Raw genomic sequence first — 14,148 nt, 5'->3', positions numbered from 1 at the left:
CAGAGGGTACAAGTATGAATATTGCGATCATTACCGCATGTCCAAGCGGTGTAGCAACCAGTGTACTAGCAGCAGGGTTGCTCGAACAGGCAGCAAAAAAGCTTGGCTGGAATGCAACAATTGAGTGTCAGTCGAGTGTGACTGAGGCCAAAACTCTATCTCAGGCAGAGATCGATCAAGCCGAAGTGGTTGTGGTTGCCGCAGATTGCGAGATCGATACCTCGCGCTTGGTTGGCAAAAAAGTGTACCAAACGGCGATCAATACGGTTGTTGCTGATGCGACTAGCCTGTTAGAGAAAGCAGCTAGTGAAGCTCAAGTATTAACTCAAGCTACAACGGTCACCGCAGCCAGTTCTGAGCAGAAGAAAATCGTCGCTATTACGGCGTGTCCGACAGGTGTTGCCCATACCTTTATGGCCGCAGAGGCGCTTGAAGAAGAAGGCAAGCGTCGTGGTCACCACATTAAGGTGGAGACCCGTGGATCAGTTGGGGCGAAGAACCAACTGACGGAGCAAGATATTGCCCAAGCGGATCTGGTGATCATTGCCGCTGATATTGAAGTGCCGTTAGACCGTTTCAATGGCAAGTTGATGTATCGCACTAAAACCAGCCCAGCTCTAAAGCAAACTGCGCAAGAGATGGATAAGGCATTTGAACAAGCGACGACTTACCAACACACGGGCGGTGCTAGCTCGGCAGCATCAGATGAGAAGAAGGGCGTTTACAAACACCTAATGACAGGTGTATCTCACATGCTACCTGTAGTGGTCGCAGGTGGTTTGATCATCGCACTCTCATTTGTATTTGGTATCGAAGCGTTTAAAGAAGAAGGCACACTTGCCGCAGCGTTAATGACCATTGGCGGCGGCTCTGCCTTTGCGCTCATGATCCCAGTGCTTGCAGGCTTTATCGCATTCTCGATTGCTGACCGTCCGGGCCTTGCTCCGGGTCTTGTTGGCGGTATGTTGGCAAGTTCCACAGGTGCCGGTTTCTTAGGTGGTATCGCTGCTGGTTTCATCGCAGGTTACACCGCAAAGTTCATCGCAGAGAAAGTCTCTCTACCACAATCGATGGAAGCGCTAAAACCTATTTTGATCATCCCGTTTGTCGCAACCTTGTTTACTGGTTTAGCGATGGTTTACGTGGTAGGTGGCCCTGTTGCTGGCATCATGACTGCGTTGACAGACTTCCTGAATAATATGGGCTCAGAGAGCGCAGTCCTACTTGGCATTTTGCTCGGTGCGATGATGTGTTTCGACCTAGGTGGCCCAGTAAACAAAGCGGCTTATGCTTTTGGTGTTGGCCTGCTTGCCTCAGAAACATACGCTCCAATGGCAGCAATCATGGCGGCAGGTATGGTTCCAGCACTTGGAATGGGCCTTGCAACCTTCATTGCGAAAAGCAAATTTGAACCTAGCGAGCAAGAAGCAGGTAAAGCCTCTTTTGTACTTGGCCTGTGCTTTATCTCTGAAGGTGCGATTCCATTTGCTGCCAAAGACCCAATGCGTGTTATCCCAGCATGTATGGCGGGTGGTGCACTGACAGGTGCTCTATCTATGCTGTTTGGCGCACAATTAATGGCTCCACACGGTGGTCTATTTGTACTCTTGATCCCTAATGCAATCTCACCAGTAGTGATGTACCTAGTCGCTATTGCTGCAGGTACTGCGGTGACTGGCTTTGGCTATGCGCTACTAAAAGGACGCTCCGAAGCTAAGTTAGCGCAAGCATAACCCCCCCTCCCCCTGAAAGAACAAGAGCCCGTTAGTTATCTAGCGGGCTCTTTTTTAACCATTTCAGAACAGCTGCTGAGTTACACCCCAAAGTGCTCCATTTTTGTGCAGTAAATCATAAAGTTTATCTATCAGGCCTTATAGATCTTCAAGATTGATAACTTCGTCAAATACGAATCTTGACATATTGTATGGCAAGCGTAATTTTGTAGGTACACCGATTTAGTAAACCGATTTTGTAGACCGGTTTACTTGTATAAAAAATATGTACCCAACAACTATCAAGGAACATCTATGACACATAAAGAAGTTAAGGTTCTGGTGTATGGCACTGGATTTGCGGGACAGGGGCACACAAAAGCATTTAGAGATGCGGGTGCGACCGTTGTTGGAATTGTTGGCCGAACCGAGTCTGTCGTAAACCAAGTTGCGAACGAACTCGATATTCCCTTTGCTAGCACGGATTGGGGAGCTGCGCTGAATGAGTGCCAGCCAGATATTGTTTCAATTGCCACACCTGGAGGTGCTCACGTTGAACCAATCAAATTGGCGCTGGAAAATGGATGCCATGTGTTTTGTGACAAGCCATTGTGTGAATCAGGCGAGTTGTCGGTTGAACTAAGAGATCTTGCACATCGCTACCAAAGAAAAACAGCATTTGCTTCGAGTTTCCGCTATATGCCAGAAATCATGCATGCTAAGCAGTTGGTGGCTGAAGGTGTTATTGGTGAACCGACTGAAGTTGAGTGCATTTCACATTTCAATTTAGACAAAAATATCCCCTTTGGATGGTCTCACCGAGCCGAGCATGGTGGTGGCCGTTTAAACAATAACTTTACGCATTTGCTTTCGATAGTTACCTCAATCGTCGGAGAAAATATTCTTTCTGTCTGTGGAGAGGTTCGTGACGATTTGAGAAAAGCACCGATTGTCGCTGGGGTACATAACTTCACGCAGCGCCGCAACTTCATTCCTGAAGATATCAATGACCCTAATCTAGAGTGGGGCGAGTCAAATGTGGAATGGTCATACACTGTGATGGCTAGTATCGAAAGCCGATTGCCTGCGAAGGCACCAGTGTCTGTGTTGTTTAAACATGGAGGTTTAACCCCCCGCTTTGATGATGACCATATCACTATTCATGGCACTGAAGGTTCTATTTATATTAAAGGCCATTATGGGGCTGGCCCACTCCAACTATGGACTCAACACACTGGCTGGAACGTTATTGAGCTTCCAAATCACATTCGAGAGTCCTTACCTGCCATTGAAGACGATACCCAACGAAGTTGGAGTCACTTGGCGACTCAATTAGTCAAGGATGTTTGTGGAGAGGTGGTCGAACCCTACCAGACATTTGATGACGGTTGCCGTTATCAGCAAATTATCGACATCATCCGTGAAAACAATTCTTGGGTCGACGTTCATCAGCTATGAGAAGGATCTCCTAAATGTTTTATGAGTATTTAGTAATTTTTGGCTACTTCATGCTGATTGTTGGTGTGAGTGTAGTGTTTAAGAAATTGGCAAACCGCTCTACCAGTGATTACTTCCGTGGAGGAGGTAAAATGTTGTGGTGGATGGTGGGTTCAACAGCATTTATGACCCAGTTCTCTGCCTGGACTTTTACTGGGGCAGCCGGTAAAGCTTTTAATGATGGCTTTGCTGTGAGCTTGGTTTTTCTTGGCAACGCCTTTGCTTACTTATGTGGTTATCTCTACTTCTCGCCTCGTTTCCGTCAGATGCGAGTCGACACCCCAACTGAAGGTGTGCGTCGTCGTTTTGGCAACCAGAATGAGCAGTTTTTTTCTTGGGCGCTGATCGTATTTAGTTTTATCGGAGCGGGCATTTGGTTAAATGCACTCGGTGTTTTTGCCAGCGCTGTTTTTGAAGCAGATATTCATATCACCATCATTGTTACTGGGCTTGCGGTGCTTATCGTCTCGGTAATTTCCGGAGCGTGGGGTGTGGTGGCTTCCGATTTCGTGCAAACTTTGGTTGTTGCTGTCGTGTCGGTGGCCTGTGCCATCGTAGCGCTTGTTGCTGTTGGCGGCCCTACTGAATTGGTGACCAAGTTCCCACACGATTTTGTGATGGGGCCAAACATGAACTACGGCCTGTTGTTGGTATGTTCGTTTGTCTTTTTCTTGGTTAAGCAGCTTCAGAGTATCAATAACATCCAAGACTCATACCGTTTCTTGAATGCGAAAGATTCCAATAATGCGCGCAAGGCAGCACTGTTGGCATTTGGTTTGATGATTGTCGGCAGCATTATTTGGTTTATTCCTCCTTGGGCTACAGCAGTGCTTTACCCAGATGCTGCCGAACAATATCCCGCACTTGGGCGCAAAGCTGCTGACGCCGTGTATCTGGTATTTGCTCGCAATGTGATGCCAGTGGGTACTGTAGGGTTATTACTCGCAGGCCTGTTTGCGGCAACCATGTCTTCTATGGATTCAGCGCTTAATCGAAATTCTGGTATCTTTGTCAAAAGTATCTATAACCCGATCATCGCTAAAGGCAAAGCAACAGATAAGCAGATGTTAGCGGTTGGTAAGGTGGTGAGCCTTGTCAGCGGTGGTTTAGTTATCGCTGTTGCATTGTTCTTCCACTCTTTAAAAGAGATGAGTTTATTTGAACTCATGATGTCCGTCTCAACGCTCATCCAAGTGCCATTATTGGTGCCACTATTTTTCGGAATGCTAATTAAAAAGACACCGAAATGGGCACCATGGTTAACCGTACTATTTGGCATGTTCGTTTCTTGGCTGATGATGAATGTATTTACCGCCGATGTCGTTGCCGGTTGGATTGGTATGGAGGAGTTAACTCGTCGAGAAGCGAGTGAGATGCGAGTCATGTTAACCATTGCGGCTCACCTGTTCTTAACAGGCGGTTTCTTCTGCCTCAGCTCTTTATTCTATAGAGCAGAGCGTGACGAACATAAAGAAGAGCTAGAAAAATTCTTCCAAGATGTTGAGACGCCAGTGGTGGTTGAACGCGAAGTTGATGATTCAGACCGCCAGCAGCGTGAAAAACTAGGCATGATGGTCATGTGCATGGGAGGGGGATTGTTGCTAATGACGTTGATTCCGAACCCAATGTGGGGACGCTTGGTATTCTTGCTATGCTCAATTACTGTACTTGCAGTGGGTTGGGCACTGCGAAAAAGTGCAGTCACGGAAGAGGAAACTCACAAGCCTGTTTCAACCCCAAGTTGATGAGCAGCACCTATGATGCCTAGTTAAGTTGTTGTAGGTATCTCGGCTGTATTATATGTTGTTAAGTAAGCCCAAACAGATAGCATAGCTAATTTGGGCTTACTTGTTATAGCGCTATGCCGATCTATAAATATTGACTCATGTCGCCATCCCTCCGCTACTTGCAAACCTAGTAATAGGCGAGGTTACTCTGAACGATGACCGAGCATTTTAAAATTCCAAACCAGATTAACGGTGAAGTTACCAGTACCAATCACTGCCCCCACTAACAGTCGTGCCAGCACAATAGACCAGCCTAATAAAGTGACCAACAGGTGCATGCTCAGGCTTATGAGGATCGCAGCCACTAAAGCGATAGTAATAAAGCGCCAATAACCCGCCAAAACACTGCGCTTTGATGCGGAAAATACGAAAGTTTTGCTGATCACATAATGGATGGAAACAGCAATGAGGAATGCCACAACAGTGGATACAGTAAGCGGCCAATCCAGCTGACTAGTCAACGCCCACAAGATCGCAATATCAATCGCCAATGTAAACGTACCAGAGGCCGAGTAGAGCGCAAAACGCTTCCATTGTGATGAAATTACCCGAGTTGAAGCCATTCATTTGCCTAACGAAACCTTGGAATATCGAGCAAGTGTAGGAGGTTTAAATGACAGTTCAAACCGTGTTTAGCGAGTTAGTAGCAAACAGTCGTTGAATCAATGTTGAAATCCATGTAGCTTAAAAAATATACGGAGAAACTAATTATGCATACCCAAAATCTATCACTCTGGCTCGCACTTCTTATGCCATTCAGTCGGTAGGTTTTCATGTGTCCGGCTGTAAGTTATGCAGTCGGGGTCAGCGCTCATTCCTTACAGCTTTTACCTCAATCAGTAAGGAAACTAAATTATGAGTGCACCCATTGCCACAAGCTCTACCCCCACTTCTCAAATCCAACAAGGTGTAGTTTTTGCGCTGCTTGGCACGGCACTGTTTTCTATCAAGCCAGTACTGATCAAACTTGCTTACGCACTTGGCGGTGATGCAACGTCCATCATGAGCTTGCGGGCATTGAGCTCTTTACCCGTTTATTTGGTGATATTGGTTTGGCTGTGTCGAGACTTGGATAATCGCAAGTTGACCGTAAGGTATGGCTGGCAAGCTGCAACGGTGGGTGTGCTTGGTTATTACTTTGCGTCTTTACTAGACATCATGGCACTAGAGCATATTTCCGCTCAATTGGAACGCCTGCTTATCTTCCTGTTTCCCTCTTTTGTCGTTTTGATTAGTTGGGTTTTCTTAAAAGAGAAAGCAACTAAAAGCACCTTACTTTCGATTGGATTAGGATACTTTGGTGTCGCATTGATCGTCTCGCATGACTTTAAACAACTAGGAGGCAATGTCTTGTTTGGCAGCGGTCTAGCGGTGGCATCGGCGTTAACGTTCGCTGTTTACTTGATCTTGAGTAAGCAACTTATCAATAAGTTAGGCAGTTCACTATTTACCAGTATTGGTATGGGCAGTGCAGGTGTGGCGATAGTCATTCAACATTTTTGGATGCAGGCAGACTTTTCAAGCATGTCTAATGAGCTCATCCTACTGGGTATTGCTATTGGCATTTTTTGTACTGTTTTGCCGTCCTATTTCGTCGCTGCGGCGATGGCTCGCCTGACACCAACTATGGTAGGGGTGACGAGTAATATTGGCCCAGTGGTGACCTCGATATTTGCTGTTACGTTACTTGGCGAGGTGTTTACTGTTTATCACGCTATTGGGATGGTATTGGTGGTGTATGCGGTAGTTGGGATAAAAAGTAGATGATTAAATACATATTTGGTTTTTCGTACTGAAAAAATATTTTAGGATTTGAGAGGACTATCGTTAACGCTACGTAACTGACAAAAAAGTAGGTTTCACCGTTTAGGTAAGTAGGTCAAGCATTTCACGATGTAATCGATGACTTCCCATTTAATACCCTACGCTTTGATCGTGTTTATTAATATTGATTAGTCCTCTTTATCCAATATGAAAGTTAATGTACTGCTAATTGCTCTGACAATGTTTGGGTGTTCAGAGGTAGTCACCTTTGAACTCTCGCAGGAGTTAAAAAACGAATTGAAATCAAAGGATATGGTTGGGGATCAGCTCCTCACCATATATGAAAACTATCAACATACATTAGATCGAAATAACAGCCTTCTAGGGCCAGATTTGGATGCTAATGGGGTAAGGGATGACTTAGATGCCTTTATAGAAGCCTTACAAATAGATGAAAATAAAAGGGGGTCTGTTAGGCAGATCGCTAGAGTCTTTCAACAGATTTTGTCTGAAGATTATAGTGGTGCGCACGAACGCCCACTCGTGGTCGTTAATCGGTTAGGGGAGATGCATATGAGAGCTCTGGCTTGTGCGATAAAAGTAAATCTAAACCCTGATGATATGGTGGCAGTAAATCGCACTATTAAGTCTTTGACGATGAATACAAAATCTAGGGCGCATAAGTACATTGGGTACAATATTGCTTCAGATGGCTCTATTTCGAGAGTTAAAGACCCCAATGGCGAAGTTTGTGATTAGATTTTTGCTTTTTTTAACCAATGTGCCTGGCTTTAAATTGGGCTTATTGTGACGATAAATTTAGGTCTAACCAAAAAGAGAAAGAGCCGCAACTGCGGCTCTTTTGCTGTTATCAAGCTTAGTTGTACTTGATGCGGTAGCTCTCAAGTTTGATGTTGCCCGGATTGCTTGGTGCAACATGGTAGTTGATGTATTCAGGGTCAATCTCAACCACATGCCAGAAGTTTGAGGTTTCCAGTTTTTCATCCACTGGCTTGTTCACCGGTTTTTGGCTGAAGATTTGGGTCCACTTCTCTGGGTTCATGTCTGTTGGTGTTTTGCCTTTGATGCTGTTGCTTAGTAACTTAAAGCGCTCAACACTGTCTTTGTTGTATTCCCAGTAGGTTGCTGGCAAAGCGTTCATGTCGATTTTCTTGCCTGCCAGTTTCAAATCAGCTTTGTAGCTAGCGCTCAAGTCGTTGTTAACACGTGCCACGTTTGCAGAAACCATTTGGTTTCCATCCATCTTAAACTCGACAACTTTGTTCGCCGATACTTCAAACGCACGAGTACCGTGGTAATCAGTGAGTGTGTACGTCAGACCTTCAGCAGGCTTAACGCTGTTTAGGAACTTAATGCCGTTTTCGACAGAGCCCGCTTCTAGCAGCTTACGGTAAACAAAGATTTGAGCAAGACCGTTCATGCTGTGCTCAAGTTGGAACTTTGAGTGCGGGCTGAAAGTATGTGCAGCACCATCGGTTGCGTAGATACCGTGGCCACCCACCATGCCCGCAAACGCAGTCATCAAGATAACTGAACCGTCATCATTTACGTGTTTGATAAGGCTTTGTGAGCCTTCCATTGCACGAATCCAGTCAAGCGTGTAGCCAACGGATGCTTTGTTGTCACCCCATACTGAAGCGTGAGAACAGTGACCAGGAATAGCGCTGCCGTGTTGTGCCTTTTCCATTGCAAGCATTGGATCAATGCCTGTCATATCTTCAATCACCCAAAACATTGCATCGTAAGACGTTGCGTTCCAAGTAAAGATGTCTTCAAACGAAAGGCCAGAACCATCAGCGATACCTTGCATCTCTTCTACTAGGTCAGGTACTTCTTTTTTCGCCGTTTCTAGCAGGCCCGTGTTGTTGAACACATGATTGTGGAAGTCTTGGTAGGTTAGGTCTGTGCCTAGTGTGCTTAGTAGGTTGCTCACCATGTCATATTTATAGCGATTCACCGCATGACGAATCACCTTGCGAAGCTCTTTACCGTGCTTGAAACCACGTTCGTAGTTTGTGCCTGAAACTTCAACAGTGAAGAACTCAGAAGTGTCGTTTGAGATACTTACTTGGTGTTCAATCGGTGGAACACCCGCCAGAGCAGCAGTCGAAACAAAAGCACCGGAAGCGCTTAACGCAAGAAGTGATGCTAAGATTGTTTTCTTCATATTTTTAATCTCTATTTATTTGTAAGTAATTAGTAGTGGCTTAGATCGGGATGAAACATCACGTATCAATGTAAGGCTCACTGGTTAGCGACAAGCGAATACTTGGTCTGTTGTCGCTGCTTTGGTCAAATACTAATAAACGGATTGGCTTGATTACGAAGGGGTGAACCGAAGTAAGAGCCAATTGAGCCGTGTTATTTGGGGGCTCTGTTGTTTAGATGGCTCTATATTACGTCGGATTTTCGAATGGTATAAATTAGTTATTATTCGATTTTCGAATAGTAAACTGTTCGATGACTGACTGACACACTTGGCCTATGTTGCGGTTAGCGGCCCAGACGAGGTCAAGCCCAGAGTACATTTGGGTTTGATTAAACTCAGGTTCAATAGCAACTAGAGATCCGAGTTCGAAACGTTCTGCACACCAGTCTGAGGGTAATATGCCCCAGCCCATCCCTAGCTCAATCAAGTGGCTGCATTGAACCATGTTGTCCGCTTCCCAAGTGTCTTGAGAAAAAATCGAGGTTTTACTCAGCACAGGGTGGTGTTTGGTTGATTCACTGACGATTTGCCTAGCAGCAAGCAGCTCTTCATTGCTAATGGTATTAAGGCTGGCAAGTGAGTAGTCAGGGCTGCAAACGCACTGCCATTCGTATTGTAAAATGGTGACAAAATTTAGATATTGTGGATAAGCGTCTGCACCAAAGTGAATGCCGAGATCGACCTTGTGGGCGATCAGCTCTTTTTGCAAAGTCGCATGGTCGAGAAGGCGGATTTCGACCTCGGTGTTTGGGTAGTGCTTATCGATATTTATGAGAATCGAATCAAGGCACGACATAGGTGCCATTGGGTCGATGCCTAGCACCACTTTACTTTCGACATCGTTATTCACGGCAAGCGCAAAGCGATTCATTTTATCGGCTTGACGTAGCAAAAGTTTGGCTTGGTGATAAAGACGTTCACCCGCTTCAGTGAGCGTTGGTTTTCGGGTGCTACGATCAAATAAATCAATGCCTAACTCATCTTCTAAATTACTGACTCCAATACTGACCGAACTTTGGCTTTTGCCTAGTTTTCTGGCAGCGGCAGAAAATGAGCCAGTTTCAACGGTGGTAATGAAAGCGAGAGCTTGTTCTAAGTTAATCATAGGAGGTGCTTAATCATTATTTCGAGCATTAATTGCCCATTACTTTATGATCGCTTAGCCAGAGTTGCGAGGATGCTGTGCAAATATTTTTTGTTAAGACGGTTCGATATAAGCGCCGAAGGGGGGCTTGTTTGGTTTCCCCCCATGGGCTGTTTTTGGCTTGTCTTAAGCGGCGGCACGAGCGGTGCTTGGTGATTGCCCCGTCCAAGCTTGATAGGCACGAATGAAAGAGTTGGACTCTTGAAAGCCGAGCAAGAAGGAAATCTCTTGCAGTGGCAGGTCGGTGTTTAGCAAATAGTGATTGGCGAGATCTTGTCTTACCGCTTGCAGCAGGGTTTGATACGGATGTTGTTCTGCTGAGAGCTTACGTTGCAATGTACGCTTGCTTACCGCCAATTGGCTAGCAACAAACTCGATACTGCTTTCTCCTTGCGGCAAGGCTTCGAACAGTATCCGTTTGACCTGCTCAGACACCACACTTTGCTCATCAATTTCTCCTAGACGCTTGTTCAGCTCAACCTCAAAGATGTCGAGCATGGCTTGGTTAGAGCTTAAAAAGGGCGCTTTGGCATCATTGGCCGAAAACTGGATCTGCGCCTGTTCACCTTGCTGTATTTGACAGCCAAAATAGCTTTGGTAAGCATCTAAGTTTTCTGGCATCTCGGGTACGACTAATTGGGTCGGCGAGATTGATTGACGCGTTGCCAAGCGGGCAAGCTGAGTGAAAAACACCATCTCCGATAAGGTCAGGCATTTAGGGAACGGCTGATCGTACCCATAACAACTCAGCGCCAATGAGGTGTGCTTGTCATCTATAGTGATCTCTAAGTGCATTGGGCCTATGAGCGGTTTATAGGCTTGCAAGCGTTTAACCGCCGCATTTAAGTTTGGGCTACAGATGGCGGCAAAAATCGGCACATCAAAAGATTCAAGGCTCATCACTTGCGCAAACTTAAGCGGCAGCTCTACACCATTTGCCGCCAGATCCAAACCTCGCCATAGCTGGAAGTACTGGCTTGGGGTGAGTTGTACCTTGGGCTGATTAAACAGCCCGATAGGTAACTCGGCATGGGCCAACACGGTCTCGAGTTCCAACCCTAAGTCTTTGAACAGGACTTTCCAATTCGGGGGAATGACAAACTTACTGGCCGTTTTGACTGGTTGCTTATTCAAGAGCTTACTTCCCTGATTTTTCCATCGCTTGACGAGAGATTTTAAGTACCAGTTTACGTGGCAAGAATGGGATGATCCAATTAAGCATGAATTTTAGTGATGACTCATTAAATGCCACCAGTTCGCCACGCTCCATGGCGTCGTAACCGACTTGTGCTACGGATTTTGGTGTCTTAGCATTTTTCCAGATATCGACACCTTCTAAGTTACCAGCCGCTACAAAACCAGTAGCAACCGCACCTGGACACAGTGCTGTGACTGAGATGTTGTGGTCTTTTACTTCTTCCGCCACCGCTTGAGAGAAAGAAGTAACATAAGCTTTAGTGGCATAATAAACCGCCTGCAAAGGCCCCGGCATGAATGAAGCTGTCGAAGAGACGTTTAGGATTTTACCCGAGTTTCGCTCGACCATGCCTTTTAAGTAATGGTGCGTTAGGTTGGTTAGCGTGACCATGTTGACTTGCATCATGGCCTGTTCGTCAGCAAGGGAGCGCTGGTGGAAACTGCCATGACCACCAAAGCCAGCATTATTGATCAGGGTATCAATTTGCAATCCTAACGCTTGGGTTTGAGCAAATAGTTGGTCTGCGGCATCAGGTTTCGATAAATCGGAGACGAGCACTGTTACTTGGACGGAATACTGCGCTTCAAGCTCCTGTTTTAGCGCTTCTAACTTATCTTTCGAGCGGGCGACGAGCACTAAGTCTCCACCTTTTTGCGCATGCAGTTTTGCCAGTTCTAAACCAATACCGCCTGATGCACCCGTGATTAATGCTGTGTTCGCCATGATATCCACCTTGTCAATTTAAGTTTGGGGTTGCCCCTTTGATGATGGATTCAGTATAGGGAGCAAATCACGCCACATCACATCAGATCGTGCCAGCATGCATTCCGATGGTGCCAAGTATTTTTAGATTCGTTTGGAAATAGGGTGAAGTGATGAAAAAGGACAAGAGCACGATAAGTACTTCGCTCTTGTCACTAGGTTGTGGTGTTAAATTTTTACGCAACGTACAGAAAACATGTACTCTTTTGAGCTGGTCGCTCGACGAATTTGCCCTTTGTGAGCATTCCACCAAGAGTAGGCAAGTGTCCGGATATAAGCTTTACTATCGCTTGCTGGGTCTGCGGTCCAAAACTCGGTGTATGCACCTTGCGTGATGTATAAGCCATGCCACTTTACACCTGCGGGTGTGGCTGAAAACTGGTACTTGTTGACCAGTGATTGATCAAATTTTTTAAACAGAGTATCGGGTTGTGCCTTTTTTAGTTGTATCGCAATGTCATCATCACCGCGCCAACCTTCGGTATCAATCTCCTCTTCTGCAATACCAAGCGTTCTTTCGAGCTTCTTCCAGTCTTCATCGCTGGCGACTCGCCACCCTTTAGGGCAGATATTTCGAGGGTCAGAGACGTCATGCCAATCGTAGAGTCGACCGTATGTGTGCAGATTCGTTTCATCATCGTCAGGTATAGCCGCACTATTTATCTTTGAACCATCTTGAAATTGGGTGGTTCTGAGGTTTTCGGCCAGCCAGACTTGGTCGCCTATCTCGACAGTGCGATAAACATTACCCTCGTGATCGTGCACCGTTGGCGATGATTGGGTATTGCTAGTTATTGAGGTACTAGCTATCGAGGATGTTGCAAGAACCATGGTGACTCCTAAGGATAAAAGATGCGTTTTCATGAGGTATCTCCACTGTCTCTGACCGCATTAATCAGCCAGAAGCATTGATGAAATCTAAGGGTTATATCGACCAGCTCAAGCCCGTTTGTTTTTCTGAAAGATCCCATAAACGAGTCAGTACGTTTTTATCCAGTGCAAATGACTCCAACTTACATTCACCCACTGGGCCCGCCCAGTTCATGCGACCTGATGGACCGTAGTAAGCACGTTGTTTCAGCTTAGACTCCGTAGCACACATCACCTCAGGATATGCCCCTTGCTCAGCGGTTTGAGCCAGACCAACTTTGACCATTAACGACCAAGTGACTCGAGTCGCCAAATTGGCACTGTCACGGATAAGTGAGGTGTTTGATGCACCAGGGTGACACACATATACCTTTACCGATTTGTTGGCGGCTTGGATCTTGTCTTGAAGCTCATAGGCAAACATCATTTGAGCCAGCTTGCTTTGGCTATATACCTTGTTGGGGTGGTAGTTGTTGTCCCAATTCATGTCGTCAAACTGCATGCCTCGAAGACCGTTTTTATACCCTTCACTCGCAACGACGACGATACGTCCCTGTGATGCGTCAATTCGTTCAAATAGCAGGCCGCATAGCAAGAAGTGACCATAGTGATTAACGCCCAGTTGGCTTTCAAAACCATCTTCAGTCAGCGTTTGTTTGGCAATTTGTGCGATCGCACCATTGCAGATCAGTGCGTCGATTTGTGGCACGGTTTCAAGGATTTCTGCTGCCGCTTGTCGTACAGAAGAGAGCTTAGCAAGGTCGAGTTGGATAAAGCTCACCTTCGCTTGAGCTCCAAACTCTTGCTTTAATTCTGCAATGGCAGCTTTAGATTTAGCTGCATTTCGGTTAAGCATGACGACGGTTGCCCCTTTAGCAAGCAAGATACGAGTCGCTTGAAAGCCCGCACCGGTGTTAGCACCGGTGATCAGGTAAGTCTTATTGCTTTGAGAGCCAAGTAACTCTGGAGTCCAGCCTTTAGGGCCAAATTGTGTCCTCATAATGCAAACCTCTTGATTGCTTCATCCCACATGTCGATGTGGGGTGTTGGTATGGAGGTTATATTAGTGAGGAACAACGTACGGTTCTTATACATTTCCCAAAAGTTGCAGTGTTTTTTTGGGGAGGTTCAGTGCCTTCAATGTATTGAATTATAACGACTAATTATCAAATGCCTGATGATAG

General features: G+C 45.9%; 12 protein-coding genes. 5 read left to right on the top strand and 7 right to left on the bottom strand.

Features of this window, described 5'->3' with window-relative positions:
* The first annotated feature begins 14 nt into the window (after positions 1-14).
* From fruA to J4N39_RS22770, 3 genes are all read left to right on the top strand, one after another.
* A complete protein-coding gene (gene fruA / locus J4N39_RS22780; protein ID WP_252025251.1) occupies positions 15-1,733 on the top strand; it encodes a PTS fructose transporter subunit IIBC in 1,719 nt (572 codons plus the stop codon).
* A gap of 294 nt (positions 1,734-2,027) precedes the next feature.
* A complete protein-coding gene (locus J4N39_RS22775) occupies positions 2,028-3,170 on the top strand; it encodes a Gfo/Idh/MocA family protein (RefSeq protein ID WP_252025249.1) in 1,143 nt (380 codons plus the stop codon).
* A gap of 14 nt (positions 3,171-3,184) precedes the next feature.
* Entirely contained in the window at positions 3,185-4,954 is a 1,770-nt protein-coding gene (locus J4N39_RS22770; RefSeq protein WP_252025247.1) for a sodium:solute symporter family protein, read from the top strand.
* A 185-nt stretch (positions 4,955-5,139) separates the two neighbouring features.
* On the opposite strand, the gene J4N39_RS22765 is transcribed toward J4N39_RS22770, so the two are convergent.
* The gene (locus J4N39_RS22765; RefSeq protein ID WP_252025245.1) at positions 5,140-5,559 is read right to left on the bottom strand and encodes a GtrA family protein; all 420 of its coding nucleotides are present in this window, start codon (positions 5,557-5,559) and stop codon (positions 5,140-5,142) included.
* Between the two features lie 292 nt (positions 5,560-5,851).
* Between J4N39_RS22765 and J4N39_RS22760 the strand changes: the two genes are divergently transcribed.
* Complete coding sequence (locus tag J4N39_RS22760) at positions 5,852-6,763, top strand: DMT family transporter (RefSeq protein ID WP_252025243.1); 912 nt, start codon at positions 5,852-5,854, stop codon at positions 6,761-6,763.
* Between the two features lie 204 nt (positions 6,764-6,967).
* Positions 6,968-7,519 (top strand): hypothetical protein, encoded by a 552-nt coding sequence (locus J4N39_RS22755; RefSeq protein ID WP_252025241.1) that lies wholly within the window; start codon positions 6,968-6,970, stop codon positions 7,517-7,519.
* Between the two features lie 118 nt (positions 7,520-7,637).
* Here the strand turns inward: J4N39_RS22755 and J4N39_RS22750 are convergent, their stop codons facing one another.
* The 6 genes from J4N39_RS22750 to J4N39_RS22725 all read right to left on the bottom strand — a co-directional run bounded on the left by J4N39_RS22750 (position 7,638) and on the right by J4N39_RS22725 (position 13,964).
* Positions 7,638-8,948 (bottom strand): C45 family autoproteolytic acyltransferase/hydrolase, encoded by a 1,311-nt coding sequence (locus J4N39_RS22750; RefSeq protein ID WP_252025240.1) that lies wholly within the window; start codon positions 8,946-8,948, stop codon positions 7,638-7,640.
* A gap of 256 nt (positions 8,949-9,204) precedes the next feature.
* A complete protein-coding gene (locus J4N39_RS22745; RefSeq protein WP_252025239.1) occupies positions 9,205-10,095 on the bottom strand; it encodes a LysR family transcriptional regulator in 891 nt (296 codons plus the stop codon).
* Positions 10,096-10,260: 165 nt separating this feature from the next.
* Entirely contained in the window at positions 10,261-11,268 is a 1,008-nt protein-coding gene (locus J4N39_RS22740; protein WP_252025238.1) for an AraC family transcriptional regulator, read from the bottom strand.
* A 4-nt stretch (positions 11,269-11,272) separates the two neighbouring features.
* Positions 11,273-12,055 carry an SDR family NAD(P)-dependent oxidoreductase gene (locus tag J4N39_RS22735; protein WP_252025237.1) on the bottom strand — a complete coding sequence of 261 codons (783 nt, stop codon included), beginning with the start codon at positions 12,053-12,055 and terminating at the stop codon, positions 11,273-11,275.
* A gap of 207 nt (positions 12,056-12,262) precedes the next feature.
* On the bottom strand, positions 12,263-12,958 hold the full coding sequence (locus tag J4N39_RS22730) for a fibrobacter succinogenes major paralogous domain-containing protein (protein WP_252025236.1): 696 nt from the start codon (positions 12,956-12,958) through the stop codon (positions 12,263-12,265).
* Positions 12,959-13,019: 61 nt separating this feature from the next.
* Complete coding sequence (locus J4N39_RS22725) at positions 13,020-13,964, bottom strand: SDR family oxidoreductase (RefSeq protein ID WP_252025235.1); 945 nt, start codon at positions 13,962-13,964, stop codon at positions 13,020-13,022.
* Positions 13,965-14,148: the final 184 nt, after the last annotated feature.

The organism is Vibrio sp. SCSIO 43136, assembly GCF_023716565.1.
Lineage (GTDB): Bacteria > Pseudomonadota > Gammaproteobacteria > Enterobacterales > Vibrionaceae > Vibrio.
The sequence above is the reverse complement of the archived record's forward strand: the minus strand, read 5'-3'. Positions and strand labels throughout refer to the sequence as shown.